This is a genomic window from Burkholderia sp. RF2-non_BP3 (assembly GCF_001522185.1).
Taxonomy (GTDB): Bacteria; Pseudomonadota; Gammaproteobacteria; order Burkholderiales; family Burkholderiaceae; genus Burkholderia; species Burkholderia diffusa.
Window position 1 is genome coordinate 16058 of record NZ_LOSU01000063.1, and the last position, 13829, is coordinate 29886.

General features: G+C 68.0%; 12 protein-coding genes. 6 read left to right on the forward strand and 6 right to left on the reverse strand.

Annotated elements, in window-relative coordinates; genetic code table 11:
* Nucleotides 1–4: 4 nt before the first annotated feature.
* From WS45_RS28530 to WS45_RS28560, 6 genes are all read left to right on the forward strand, one after another.
* Complete coding sequence (locus WS45_RS28530; RefSeq protein WP_059702758.1) at nt 5–874, forward strand: helix-turn-helix transcriptional regulator; 870 nt, start codon at nt 5–7, stop codon at nt 872–874.
* Nucleotides 875–1014: 140 nt separating this feature from the next.
* Entirely contained in the window at nt 1015–2244 is a 1230-nt protein-coding gene (locus WS45_RS28535; protein WP_059702759.1) for a cyanate transporter, read from the forward strand.
* A gap of 149 nt (nt 2245–2393) precedes the next feature.
* Nucleotides 2394–3164: an ABC transporter substrate-binding protein gene (locus WS45_RS28540; RefSeq protein ID WP_059601335.1), complete on the forward strand. Its 771-nt coding sequence runs from the start codon at nt 2394–2396 to the stop codon at nt 3162–3164.
* Nucleotides 3165–3582: 418 nt separating this feature from the next.
* The gene (locus WS45_RS28550) at nt 3583–5067 is read left to right on the forward strand and encodes an alkaline phosphatase family protein (protein WP_059702761.1); all 1485 of its coding nucleotides are present in this window, start codon (nt 3583–3585) and stop codon (nt 5065–5067) included.
* Between the two features lie 49 nt (nt 5068–5116).
* A complete protein-coding gene (locus tag WS45_RS28555) occupies nt 5117–5587 on the forward strand; it encodes a VOC family protein (protein ID WP_257140662.1) in 471 nt (156 codons plus the stop codon).
* Between the two features lie 293 nt (nt 5588–5880).
* Nucleotides 5881–7443, forward strand: a complete 1563-nt coding sequence (locus WS45_RS28560; RefSeq protein ID WP_059702763.1) for a methyl-accepting chemotaxis protein — start codon at nt 5881–5883, stop codon at nt 7441–7443.
* 108 nt (nt 7444–7551) lie between these two features.
* On the opposite strand, the gene WS45_RS28565 is transcribed toward WS45_RS28560, so the two are convergent.
* The 6 genes from WS45_RS28565 to WS45_RS28590 all read right to left on the reverse strand — a co-directional run bounded on the left by WS45_RS28565 (nt 7552) and on the right by WS45_RS28590 (nt 13696).
* Nucleotides 7552–7935 (reverse strand): hypothetical protein, encoded by a 384-nt coding sequence (locus tag WS45_RS28565; protein ID WP_059531991.1) that lies wholly within the window; start codon nt 7933–7935, stop codon nt 7552–7554.
* Nucleotides 7936–8066: 131 nt separating this feature from the next.
* Complete coding sequence (locus WS45_RS28570) at nt 8067–9539, reverse strand: amidohydrolase family protein (protein WP_059702765.1); 1473 nt, start codon at nt 9537–9539, stop codon at nt 8067–8069.
* A 103-nt stretch (nt 9540–9642) separates the two neighbouring features.
* Complete coding sequence (locus WS45_RS28575) at nt 9643–11121, reverse strand: sodium:solute symporter family protein (RefSeq protein ID WP_059702767.1); 1479 nt, start codon at nt 11119–11121, stop codon at nt 9643–9645.
* Nucleotides 11118–11330, reverse strand: a complete 213-nt coding sequence (locus tag WS45_RS28580) for a DUF3311 domain-containing protein (RefSeq protein ID WP_059702769.1) — start codon at nt 11328–11330, stop codon at nt 11118–11120. Before WS45_RS28580 ends, WS45_RS28575 begins: the two co-directional genes overlap by 4 nt.
* A 39-nt stretch (nt 11331–11369) precedes the next feature.
* On the reverse strand, nt 11370–12485 hold the full coding sequence (locus tag WS45_RS28585) for a porin (protein WP_373559445.1): 1116 nt from the start codon (nt 12483–12485) through the stop codon (nt 11370–11372).
* Between the two features lie 320 nt (nt 12486–12805).
* Complete coding sequence (locus tag WS45_RS28590; RefSeq protein WP_059702771.1) at nt 12806–13696, reverse strand: IclR family transcriptional regulator; 891 nt, start codon at nt 13694–13696, stop codon at nt 12806–12808.
* Nucleotides 13697–13829 lie beyond the last annotated feature (133 nt).

A 13829-nucleotide genomic window follows, 5' to 3' on the forward strand; every position in this document is an offset into this window, starting at 1 on the left:
GGCTATGGCTGACGCATCCGACAACCTGCTCGGCGCGTACCTTCGGGACCGCCGCGAGAAACTCGATCCGGCCGCGCTCGGGCTGCCCGTCGTGCGCCGCCGCACGCCGGGCCTGCGGCGCGAGGAAGTGGCGCAGCGCGCGCACGTGAGCGCCGCGTGGTACACGTGGCTCGAACAGGGGCGCGGCGGCGCGCCGTCGGCCGACGTGCTCGACCGGCTCGCGCGCGCGCTGCTGCTCAACGACGCCGAACGCGAGCATCTGTTCCTGATCGGCCTCGGCCATCCGCCCGAGGTGCGCTATCACGCGAGCAGCGACGTCACGCCGCGCCTGCAGCACGTGCTCGATTCGCTCGACGCCAGCCCCGCGATCGTGCGCACGGCGACGTGGGACGTCGTCGCGTGGAACGACGCGGCCGCCGCGACGCTGACCGACTATGCAACGCTGCCGCCGCCCGCGCGCAACATCCTGCGGCTGATCTTCGTCGATGCCGGGGTGCGCTACGCGCAGCAGAACTGGGAACGCGTCGCGCGGTTCGCGGTGGGCGCGTTTCGCGCCGACATCGCGCGCGGCGGGGCGACGCAGGCCGTGCAGACGTTCATCGACGAGATGCGCGCGACGAGCGCCGAGTTCGATGCGATGTGGCGCGACCACGACATCCATTCGCATGACGAAGGAACGAAGGAGATTCGTCATCCGCAGGCCGGCAGGATCGCGCTCGAATACTCCGCGTTCTCGGTAACCGGCCGCCCGGACCTGAGCCTCGTGATCTTCACGCCGGCGACGCCGGCCGATCGTGCACGCATCCGGACGCTCGTCGCCGCGCGTGAAAAGGCCCGCGAACGGGCCGGCGAACCGCACCTGCCGGCTGCGTAGCGCGTCGAAGTTGCGCGCGGCGCCGCGCCATCGCAATCCGCACTGACACCCAGTCGAATATTTAATTTTCACCTGGGCAAGCGCGCCTTTACCCTTTCGGCATCGCATCACAGGGCCACCGGCCCGCCTGGAGCATTCCGATGACCGACCCCGGCACCGCGCAAGCCGTCCCCCGCCCGCACGCGGCTTCCGTATCCTGCGGCGCACTCGCGTTGCTGGTGCTCGCCGGCCTCAACCTGCGTCCGTTCCTGACCGCGTTCGGCCCCGTGCTCGACATCGTGCGTGCCGACACGGGCCTCGGCTTCCGCGCGGCCGCGCTGCTGACCACGCTGCCGTTCGTGCTGATGGGCGTCGTCGCCGGCGTCGGCGTCGGGCTCGCACGACGCGTCGGCGAGCAGCGCGCGCTCGCCACCGCGCTGGCGCTGATCGCCGCGGGCTGCGCCGCGCGGCTGTGGACCGGCAGCAGCATCGGGCTGGTCGTCACGGCGATCGTCGCGGGCGCGGGCGTCGCGGTGGTCCAGTCGCTCGCGCCGGGCCTCGCCAAGCGCTGGTTCGTCGATCGGCTGCCGCTCGCGATGGGCCTCTATTCGGCCGCGCTGGTCGGCGGCGGTGCATTCGGCGCGGTCGCGAGCCCGTGGCTCGCCGCGCACGGCGGCTGGCATCTGTCGCTCGCCGTCTGGGCCGTGCCCGCGCTCGTCACGCTCGCGCTGTGGCGCGCGAAGGCGCCGCGCGACGCGGTGCATGCCGCGACGGTTTCGGCGCCCGTCGCCGCGTTCGTCCGGATTCCGCGCGCATGGCAACTCGCGCTGTTCTTCGGCCTCAGCAACAGCGGCTACGCGAGCGTCGTCGCATGGCTGCCCGCGTTCTATCGCAGCGTCGGCCTGAGCGCGCAAGCGAGCGGCAACCTGCTTGCGTGGATGGCGCTGTTCCAGGCGGCCGGCGCGCTCGCGATGCCGCTGCTCGCGAAACGCTCGTATGATCGCCGCCCCGTGCTGTGGCTCACGCTCGCGTTGCAGACGATCGGCTTCGTCGGCTTCGCGACGATGCCCGCGCTCGCGCCGGGGCTGTGGGTCGCGAGCGTCGGCGTCGGGCTCGGCGGCTTCTTCTCGATGAGTCTGATCGTCACGCTCGACCACGTGCCCGATGCGCGGCTCGCGGGCGCGCTCGCCGCGTTCGTGCAGGGCATCGGCTTCCTCATCGTCGCCGCGAGCCCCTGGCTGATCGGCTGGCTGCGCGACGCGGGCGGCAGCTTCGCGATCGCGTGGTGGCTGCATGTCGGCGTGATCGCGTCGATGGCCGCGTTGAATGCCGCGTTCTCGCCCGCCGGCTACCGCCGCAACATGGCGCGCATCGCCGGCGCCGCGCGCTGACACCGAACCACCGGATTCCCTGATCCGGACGAACGCCGGCATCTTCCGGCGCTCGTCCAGCCGCCCGCGCATGGCCGGGCGCGGGCCATCACGCCCACCGGCCGCATTCGCTTCACCGCACACGACATCAATCGATCTTGGAGACAATCATGAAAAAACTCGTCATCGCCGTCGCGCTTGCGCTGACGGCAGGCGCCGCCGCCGCGAAAGACCCGGCCGTCCTGCGCCTCGGCGTCGATCCCAGCTACGCGCCGTTCGAATCGCTCGCGCCGGACGGCAAGCTCGTCGGCTTCGACATCGATCTCGGCAATGCGATCTGCGAACGCATGAAGGTGCGCTGCGTGTGGGTCGAGAACGCCTTCGACGGGATGATCCCCGCGCTGAAGGCGCGCAAGTTCGACGGCGTGCTGTCGTCGATGAGCGTGACCGAGAAGCGCCTCGCGCAGATCGCGTTCACCGACAAGATCAACAACGTGCCGCCGCGCCTCGTCGCGCGACGCGGCTCGAACCTGCAGCCGACGGCCGGGTCGCTCGCGGGCAAGAGCGTCGGCGTCGAGCAGGGGTCGACGCAGGAAACCTATGCGCGCACGTACTGGGAACCGAAGGGCGTGATCGTGCGCACGTACCAGACGCAGGATCTCGTCTATCAGGATTTGATTGCGGGGCGCCTCGACGCGTCGCTGCAATCGTCGGTGCAGGCCGATCTCGGCTTCCTGAAGACGGCGAAGGGCGCGAACTTCGAATTCGCGGGGCCGCCGCTGCACGATCCGAAGACGCTCGGCGTCGGCTCCGCGATCGGCGTGCGCAAGGATGACGACGCGCTGCGCACGCAGATCAACCAGGCGCTCGCGAGCCTGATTCAGGACGGCACGTATCAGCGGATCGCGAAGAAGTATTTCTCGTTCGATATCTACAACTGACGGATGCGAGCGGCTACGGCCGCCGGCCGATGCGAAGGGGCGTCGCGCGCGAGCGCGATGCCCCTTTCCTGCTTTCGGCATCCGGTTCGCCGAGTTCCTTTTGACCAACGGCCTGTGCAATTGCGCCGCGCAATCGTCTGACGACAGCCGCGGGATCGACAGGTGACCGAACGATGCGCCGCGATGAACATCTCGGTCGACGGCGAACGCGCGACGGCCGTGCGCAGCGCGTGGCGGCCGCGCGCGCACGAAGCGGGCGCCCCGACAGCGTGCACGACACGCCGAGCCTTCCGCAACGGGCATGAAGCTTGCGCCTTGCGCCCGCTCGCGATCTCCAACGGCGAGTGCGCGTCGCTTCGCGGCGGCGATGCGTGACCGGCCGGTCAACGCCGCATCCCATCACGAAGGAGACGTCGTCATGGACGAGACGAATGCATATCGGCGCTACAATCGCCGGCGCTTTCTCGCCGGTGTTGCAGCAATGGCCGGCAGCGTTGCGCTGCCGGGTTGCGGCGGAGACGGCAATGGACCCAGTTCGGACGGCAACGCGCCCGCGCCTTCGATCGGCGACACGCCGTCGCCGAACGGACGCGATCGCTACAACCTTCCACGGCCGGCGTTGCCCGATCCCGCGAGTTCCGGCATCGATCACATCGTGCTGGTCACGATGGAAAATCGTTCATTCGACCACTACCTGAGCTGGGTGCCCGGCGCCGAGGGCATGCCCGCCAATCAGCAATTCAAGGATGCGTTCGGCGGGATCGACGCGCCGTTCCCGCTGTCGGCCAATCCCGCTTACGGCTATCAGGCATGCGCATACCACGACCCGAATCACAGCTACGAGGGCGCGCGCACGCAACTGGCTTCGGGCGCGATGAACGGGTGGCTCCTGACGCCGGGAACGAGCCTGACGCGCGGCGACCTGCTGCCGATCGGCTTTTACACGTCGGCCGACCTGCCGTTCTTCAGCGCCGTGGCGAGCAGCTACACGATCGGCGACTTCTACTTCACCGGCATCCTGACCAACACGTTTCCGAATCGCCTCTACCTGCACAGCGGCGCCACCGACCGCCTCACCGACACCCCCGACAACTCGTCGCTGCGCACGATCTGGGATAACCTGAGCGATGCCAACGTGGGTTGCAGCTACTACTATCACGACGTGCCGTTCACCGCGCTGTACGGCACGCGCTATATCGGCATCTCGCATACGTTTTCGGATTTCCTGTCGAATGCGGCGGCGGGAACGCTGCCGCCGTTCTGCATGGTCGACCCGGCTTTCACGGGCGAGCAGCAAGGCGCTTCCGCGGATGATCATCCGCATGCGGATATTCGCGACGGGCAGGCGTTTCTCAACCAGGTTTACGACGCGTTGCGTACGAGCCCCAGCTGGAGCCGCACGCTGATGATCGTGGTGTACGACGAGTGGGGCGGTTTTCTCGAGCACGTGGTGCCGCCGATCCGGCCGATCAGCAACAGCGAGCACGCAATCGGCAACGACGGCAAGCTCGGCTTTCGCGTGCCGCTTGCGCTGCTCGGTCCGCGCGTTCGCGCGGGCACGGTGACGCGCTATCCGTTCGACCCGAGCTCGATTCATGCGCTGCTGCAATGGCGTTTCGGATTGAAGCCGCTCGGCGTACGCGGCAGCGATCCGGCGACGTTCAATCTCGCTTACGCGCTCGATTTCACCGACGCGCCGCGCACGGATGCACCGGCGTTCACGGTCGCGCAAGGGCCGTTCGGCGGAACGTGTCCCGGGGAAACCGCACCTGCGCCGTCCGGCTCGGTGTCCGGCATCGATCCGTCGCAAATGGCGGCCAGTCCGTCATCCAGTCCGGCGGTCGATCGTTTCGCCGAATTGCGCGCGAAGGCAGCGACGCTCGGGTTCCGGACGGGCGCCTGACGATGGCGCGGAGGCGGCGGCACCGATCGGAATCGGCGCCGCCGCCCCTTTGCGCGCACGCCGCGCCCGGAGGACAATGCGCGGTGAATCCCTCCCGAGGTTGCTCGACATGGCCCGATTCCAGCCCGACGGATGGCATACCGTCACGCCTCGCATCGTCGTTCCCGATCCCGAGCACCTGATCGCGTTCATCAAGGCAGTTTTTCACGCGCGGGGCGAATTCCGTTCAGGACTGCCAGCCGAAATCAGGATCGGCGATTCCGTCGTGATGGTGAGCGGCGGGGACGGCCTGCGCGATCCGACGCCGGCGTTTCTCTACGTCTACGTCGAGAACACCGACTCGACCTATCGCCGGGCGATGGCCGCAAACGCGACTTCGCTCGAAATGCCGGCCGACATGCCGTACGGCGACCGGCGCGCGATGGTCAGGGACCCGTGGGGAAACACCTGGCAGATCGCCACGCATCAGCGCGATCTGTCGGTCGACGAGATCCGGTCTCGGCTGGCGGACGGCGAATAATCGACAGCCGGGACCATCCGCGATCCGGGCGCATCGCACCCCGTGCATGCGAAGCGCGCCTCGGCCGTCGGCACGCCGTTCACCTCGGCAACGTATCCGCCTTCCACCACCGCCCTTCTGTCGCATTCGTTCAGATTCGCGTCGCGTGCGGATAAAACCGCCGCGCCACACCTGCCGTTAACCCGTTCGCAACCCCGGCGCCCCGCATTTCGACGCGGCGCCCCGTCGTCGTTCGTGATCCGGAATCCACATCCGCCGTTGGCCGCCCGTCGGGCCGCCGGCAAGGGAACGTCATGCGAAAACTCACCATCCGCGGCGGACTCGTCGCGACCATCGCCGGCTATACGGCGCTGCTCGTGCTGGTCGTCGGCGCGTGCATCGCCGCCCTCTACGCGGGCAACGGCTCGCTCGAAGCGATGTACCGCGACGACACCGCGTCGCTGCTGCACCTGAAAACCAGCTCGGAGCGCATGCTCGTGCTGCGCGAACGCGTGAGCGACGTCGCGCAGATCATCAGCGCCGGCCAGCCCGCGAAGGCGGAAATCGCGCAACTCCACATGCTCCTCAAGCAGAGCGACGACGAACTGGACGCATACACGCGCCTGCACACGCGCGACGCCGACGAGCAAACGCTGTTCGACACGCTGCGCAATCGCCGTCGCACGCTGCTCGACCAGGTGTTCCTGAAGGCGATGTCGCAACTCGATCACGACAACGCATTCGACTTCCTCGACACGCACCGCACCGCGCCGCCGGCACTCTTCACCGCCTACCAGGAAGCGATCGACGCGCTCGAATCGTTCCAGGTCGCCCGCCAGAAGGCGCGCTACGACGCGGCCGGCGAGCGCTTCCACCGGATCGTATGGGGCATGGTGGCGGTCGCGCTGTTCGCGCTGATCGTCGGCTTCCTGGCGCAGCGCGTGCTCGCGAAGGCGATCATCGCGCCGATCCACCTCGCCGTCGCGCATTTCGACAGGATTTCGAAAGGCGACCTGACCGGCACGGTCGTCATTCCCGGCGAAAACGAAATGGCGTATCTGCTGAATGCGTTGAAGCGGATGCAGGACGGCCTCGTCGAAACCGTGAACCAGGTGCGCTCGAGCACGGAGACAATCGTCGGCGACGTCCGCACGATCGCGAGCGGCAACGTCGACCTGTCCGCGCGCACGGAGCAGCAGGCCGTGTCGCTGCAGCAGGCGGCGGCGAGCGTGGAGCAGCTGACGGCGACCGTGCGCCAGAACGCGGACAACGCGCGCGATGCGCGCACTTACGCGGAAGGCGCGGCCGGGATCGCGTCGAAAGGCGGCGACGCGATGCAACGCGTCATCGAAACGATGTCGGCGATCTCGCACAGCTCCACGCGGATCTCCGGCATCGTCGGCGTGATCGAAAGCATCGCATTCCAGACGAACATCCTCGCGTTGAATGCCGCGGTCGAAGCGGCGCGCGCGGGCGAACAGGGGCGTGGCTTCGCCGTGGTGGCGACCGAGGTGCGCGGGCTCGCGCAGCGCTGCGCGTCGGCGGCGAAGGAGATTCGCGAACTCATCGGCCATTCGGCGCAGCGCGTCGAAGACGGCAGCGGCCTCGTCGCGCTCGCCGGCTCGGCGATGACCGAACTCGTCGCCGCGGTCGGGCGCGTGAACGCGATCATGGGCGAGACGAGCATCGCATTCGACGAGCAGTCGGCCGGCATCGAGCAGGTGAATGCCGCGGTCATCCAGATGGAGCAGACGATGCAGCGCAATGCGGCGCTGGTGGAAGAGGCGGCCGCCGCGGCGCTGTCGCTCGAGGATCAGAGCACGCGGCTGAGCGATGCCGTCGCGCAGTTCCGTCTTCGAGAGGCGGCGGCGGCGTGATGTGATCGGCCCGACCGGCGTCGGGCCGCCCGGCACGGTACGACACCCGAGCCGCGGCCCGGTGTCGTTGCCGGTAAAAATGTGGATCGTGTCGCGGGGCGCTCGCGCCTAGGCCGCCCGTGCCAGCAGGTCCATCGCGAAGGACCTCGCGTGCGCGACGGCCTCCTGCGCGTCAGGGAATACGCCGAGCTGCTCCCAGCGCTCTTCGGCCGCGTAGGTTCCTTTCACGGCGAGCGCCCGCTGCACGCGCAACTGCGCGGCGAACCCGCCGTCCTCCAATGCGCGCGCCGTCGCGACGACCTTGTGCGGGGGGCTGGCTCGCTCCGGCTGATTCAACTCGACCGGACCGCCCGGCACGCCGGCGCTCGTCAACTCGTTCCTGGCCTTGCAGTCCGGGCAGTAGAAACACCACCCCGCATCCTCGTGCTCGGGCTTGACCTGACCACGAGCCAGCACGGCGCGGCATTCAACGTTTTCGCAGATGAACGGCATAGCAGTCTCCGGAGTTGTTTGACGGAAATCCTAGCATGTCCGTCGGCGGCGAAACCAGAAAAAAACCCGGCCCGAACCGGCCCCGCCTCGCCGTCCTTGCACCGCGCAAACCGCTGCGGCAATTGCGTCGTTCAGTAGCGACTGCGCCCCCACAGCGTCGTCGGCTCGTCGAGCAGGTGCCGCAACCCGCTGCGCGCGATCATCGTCTCCGCGACCGTCGTCACGCGCTCGAGAATCTCGTGCTCGTCGACCGACAACACGCGACGATCCTCCATCAGCACGCGGCCGCCGACCATCGTCATGCACACGTCGGCCGCATTCGCGAAACACGTCACGCGATACACGGGCATGTTCATCGGCATCATGTGCGGGCGGAACAGGTCGACGAGGATGACATCGGCGAGCTTGCCGGCTTCGAGCGAACCGATCTCGCGATCGAGCGACAGCGCCTTCGCCGCGTCGATCGTCACCATCTCCAGCACCTTGCCGTGCGGCAGCACGTCCGGGTCGCGGAAGTGGCGGCGATGGTAGTGCATGCACTGCCACATGTGACGGAACATGTCGTAGCCGCGATCGGGCGCCGCGCCGTCCGACGCGATTGCGACGGTCACGCCCGCATCGATCAGCTCGGGCACCGGGCAGCGGCCGACGATCGACATGATCGCGCTCGGGTTGTGGACGATCGCGGTGCCGGTTTCCACGCACGCGGCGATGTCGTCGTCGGTCAGGTCGATGCTGTGCGACATGAACGACGTCGGGCCGAGCAGCCCGAGTTCGCGATGCGCGAACGCGAGCGTGCCGGCGCGATGCCCATCCTGCGTGAACGTCAGGCCGCGTTCGCGCGCCAATGCGCCGTAGCGCGCCGCCTGGTCGCGGAAGTCGCGCTCGTACCGCGCGAGTTCCGGGTCGTGCTCGGGACCGTACACCGGCAGCGTCAGCGCGATCCGGATCCGGCCGTCGGCATCGCCGTGGCATGCATCGACGATGCGCTCGCACACGTCGTACATCGTGTCGAAGTCGACGTCGCGCGTCTCGCTGCCGTCCGGTGTATGGCGCGTGTATGCGCGCGGCGCGGGCGGGCGCGACGGGCCGACGGCCACGATCGAGCGCGTGCCGGTGCGCACGACCGCATCGCAGTGGCGCCGCGCGTAGACGGGATCGTCGACGCGCATGATCGAGTTGCCGCCGCCGAGCAGCGACACGCCCGTCGTCACGCCGGCCTTCAGCCGCTCGAGCGCCGCGAGGTGCGATTCGGTTTCCCAGAACGCCTCGTCCGACGCGCGCGTGTAGATCGTCTCGGCCGCGGCCGACCACGCATCGCCGTCCGCGCCGCCGATCGTGCGCAGCATCGCGTGGCCGGCGTGCGCATGCGAATCGATCAGGCCCGGCAGCACGGCCTTGCGGCGCGCGTCGATCGTGCGCGCGGCACGGAACCGCGCCTGCAACTCGGCGGTGTCACCGACGGCGACGATGCGATCGCCCTTCACGGCAACCGCGCCGTTCTCGATCACGCGCCGCTGCGGGTCCATCGTGATCACGCAGCCGTTCGCGATCAGCGTATCGATTGCTTCGCGCCGGTCGTCGGCCTTGTCCTCGGTCTTCATCGCCTGGTGTCCTGTTGGAATGCGAAATAGTTAGGGGGCCGCCGAGCGGAACAACCGCCGGGCGGCTGCCCGGCGGCTCGACGGCGGCATGTCGGTCGTGACGTCACGCGGAGCGGACCGGCGCCGCCACGCGCGCCTTCAGCTTGCGCTGCGCCGCGCTGATCGCGATGAACACGACGGCGTTCACGGCGAGCGCGACCAGCCCGGGGTTGATCGACGTCAGCGTGCTCGATGCGCCGGGGAACAGCGACGCGAGCGTCACGCCGTAGTAATTCGTCATCGCGATCACGATCGCGCCGGCGACGATGCCCGCGAACGCGCCTTCCCGCGTGCCGAACGGCCGCTTCAGGAAGCTCGATGCAAGCATCGGCACGAGCTGGGTGAGCAGGCTCGACGAGAAGATCGCGAGCGTGACGAAAGTGGCGCCGCCGCGCAGCACGAAGTAGACGACGACCAGCGTGAAGATCGGCAATGCGATCCGCGCGACGCGCGTCACCTCGCGATCGGTCGCATTCGGCGCGAAGCCTTCGCGATAAATGTTGCGCGCGATCGTCGTCGATGCGTTCAGCATGATCAGCGAGCCCGGCACCAGCGCGGTCAGCAGGCCCGTGCCGCCGACGATGCCGACGAACCACGCGGGGAACGTCTGCTTCACGAGGCGCAGCAGCGCGAGGTCGGTCTGCGCGCCTTCGAGCCCGTGCACGGTCATCACGGCCGCGAAGCCGACGAGGAACAGGAACGCGATCAGCACCTGGTACAGCGGCATCAGGATCACGTTGCGGCGCAGCGCGCGTTCGTCCTTCGCGACGTAGATCGCGGTGAAGCCATGCGGATACAGGTAATAGCCGAGCGACGTGAGCAGGATCGTCGAGTTGTACCAGCTCAGGTTGAAGCCGTGCTCGGGCATGCGCAGCAGTTCGGGATGCGCGGCGTCGATCTTCGCGAACATCTCGCCGAGGCCGCCGTAATAGTGCATCGGCAGGTACAGGCCGAGGAAGATCGCGATCGCGAGGATCAGCACGTCCTTGAAGATCGCGATGCTCGCGGAGCCGTGAATGCCCGACACGACCATGTAGACCGCCATCAGCGACGCGGCGATCCAGATCGCGGCCGATTGCGGAATCAGTCCGTACGACATCTCCGACACGATCACGCCGAGGCCGCGCAGCTGGATCATCAGCAGCGACACCATCGCGAACACGGCCACCACCGACACCAGCACGCCGATCGCGCGGCTGTCGTACTTCGCCGCGAAGTAATCGGCGAACGACACGAGCCCGCGCTCCTTTGCGTAGCGCCACACCGCGGGCAGCATCCAGTAGCCGATCACGAACGCGAGGCAGCCGTACGACAGGATGTAGAACGCGGGCACGCCCTTGCTGTAGGTCCAGCCGCTCGCGCCGAGAAACGAGAAAGTCGAGAACGCCTCGCCCGCCATCAGCAGGAACGTGAGCAGCGAGCCGAAGCCGCGCCCGCCGACCGCCCACTGCTCGAGCGTGAGCTTGCGGCCGCGCCGTGCCATCACGCCGATCGCGAGCGCGAACACGGCGAACGCCGCGATGATGAGGATCGATGCGTTCATCGCGCGTCTCCCGTGCGGCCGTCGCGGGCCGAGTCGCGCTCGTCGAGGTGGAACAGGATCGCGAGGATCGCGGCGGTCGCGGCCATCCAGATCAGGTTCCATACGAGCAGGAACGGCAGGCCGAACAGCAGCGGCCGTACCTCGGCGATCGCGCCGCCGGTGTACATTCCGACGAACGGCAACGCCGCCAGCAACAGTTTGAATTTCATTGATGTCTCCTCCGGAAGACGCGCGAACGCGTCAGGACGTCAGAACTTCTGGCGAATGCCGACCACCGCCGCCACCTGCGACGTCGTCGACGACGGGCCGTCGGTGCCGTCGATCCACGCGTGTCCGACACCCGACGACGCCTTCTGGTAGAAGCCGTTCACGTATACGTCGGTGCGCTTCGACAGCAGGTACTGAACGCCGGCCGACACCTGCTGGTAGTGACCGCCGTCGCCGCCGCGCGCGACCTTCGTATACGTGTAGCCGGCGGCGGCCATCAACGCGGGCGTGATCAGGTAGCGCACGCTGCCTTCGTAATTGCTGAAACGCAGCGCGCCGCCCGTTGCCTGGCCGAAGTTCGAGCCCGTGTACAGCAGCCCGAGCGTCGCCTGCCCGATCGCATAGCTGCCGCCCGCGCCCCAGATCTGCTGGCGCACCGCGTTCCCGAGGCTCGCACCGAACACGGATGCCGACGACGAATAGTAGTTATCCGAAGCAACTGCGCCGCTCGTGCTGACCGCCGGATGGTTCACGCGCGCATACGCGGCGCCCGCGTTCAGCGGCCCGTTCGCATACGTGACGCCCGCGCTCCACGTGTTGTCGTTCGAGAAGCCGGTCGAGTTCGAGAAGCCGTACACGAGGTTCGCCTGCAGGCCCGCGATCGTCGGCGACACGTACTTGACCGCGTTGTTGGTGCGGAACGTGTTGTTGATGTCGTCGTTGTCGAACGGATGTGTCGAGTATTGCGCGAGGAAACTGCTCATCTGCAGCGAGCCGAGGATGTCCTGCGTCGAGTTGTACTGGCGGCCGAGCGTCACCGCACCCCAGCTCGCGCCGCTCAGGCCGACCCATGCCGAGCGGCCGAACATCCGGCCGCCCTGCCCGAGCGCGCCGTTCGCGACGTTGAAGCCGTTCTCGAGCCGGAAGTTCGCCTTCAGGCCACCGCCGAGATCCTCGGTGCCGATCAAGCCCCAGCGCGGGCCCGATTCGTTGCCGCCCGTGAACTGCCACAGCGCATGGCCCTTCGCGTTGTTCGTATAGGTCACGCCCGCGTCGACGATCCCGTACAGCGTCACCGTCGACTGCGCATGCGCGGCGCCGGCGAACATCATCGCAATGGCCGCGCTCATGCACGCGACGCCCCTGTTACTGCCCATCGTTCGCACCATCTCCGTCATCTCCTCTCCAAACCGTCTTGTCGATGTTGTGTTGTGTTTTCTCGATGCTGGCCATACGCGCCGGTCGGCTTGTATAGACAGTGGCTGGATGGTATCCAGCCGCAATCGCATCAAGAAATGAAATGTTCAACTGGCCGGCAGTTGAAAATCGAATGGAGACGAATGAAGCGGGGACGGGCAAGGAAAGCGGCCATCCGCAAGCAAACGGAAAGCCTCGAGGCCCGCGCGACGCGGCGCGTTTTGCTCAGACGTGAATGGCGCGCGTAAGCAAGCTGACGAAATGGCGACGCGCGATGCGGCTATGCGGTTTTCCCGGATAGCCCGTGCATCGGCCGCCGCAGTGCGGCATCGAACGGGTTCGTGCGCGGGCCGATGGCGTCGGCCTGGCGCCTGAGCAGTTCGACGACCATCGGCATCCGGTCGTCGCCGAGACGCGACGCCAGCGTGCCGACGCTCAGCGCGCCGACCGGATAACCGGTGCGGTCGAGGATCGGCACCGCGACGCCGGCCATCCCGTCGAGCACGCCGCTGTTGCGGCCCGCGTAGCCGAGCTGGCGCACGCGTTCGATCTCGGTGCGCAGATACACCTCGTCGAGCACGCCGTAGCCGCGAATGCGCGGCACGTTGAAGCGGATCACCTCTTCGCGCTCTGCTTCCGGCAGGAACGCGAGGATCGCGAGGCTGCCCTGCCCGACGCCGAGCGCGATGCGCCCGCCGATGTCGCCGGTAAACGAGCGGATCGGGAATGGCCCTTCGCACAGATCGAGGCACACCGCGTCGAAGCCGCTCTTCACGAGCAGGAAGATCGTCTCGCCGAGACTCGCGCACAGGCGCAGCAGCGCGGGCCGGCACAGCGTACGCATGCTGCTCGGGTTGCCGGCCAGCGCCGCGAGCGCGAAGAAGTCGACGCTCAGCCGGTACAGCTTCGACTGCTCGTCCTGCTCGACCATCCCTTCGACGATCAGCGATTGCAGGATCCGGTGCGCGGTGCCCTGCGTCAGGCCGACGGCCTTCGCGAGGTGCGTGACGCGCACGCCGTCCTGCTGCATGCCGGCCAGTGCGCGCAGGATCGCGAACGCGCGCTGCAGCATGCCGGTGCCCGGCGCGCCGGCCGCATCGGCGGCGGCGTCCTCGTCCGGGGCCGGCACGCTTGCGGCACGCGACGTTCCGCGCGAATGAGGTTCCTGCATGCGAGTTCTCCTCGATGATTTCAGTGAACGGAATACGCCAGCCGCCATTGTCGTGCCGCCGAAATGCGTCGGGCATCCGGGTGTGCACGGGATTGACGTGCGCTTTTCATCGCCTCGCCCGCCTTCACTCAAC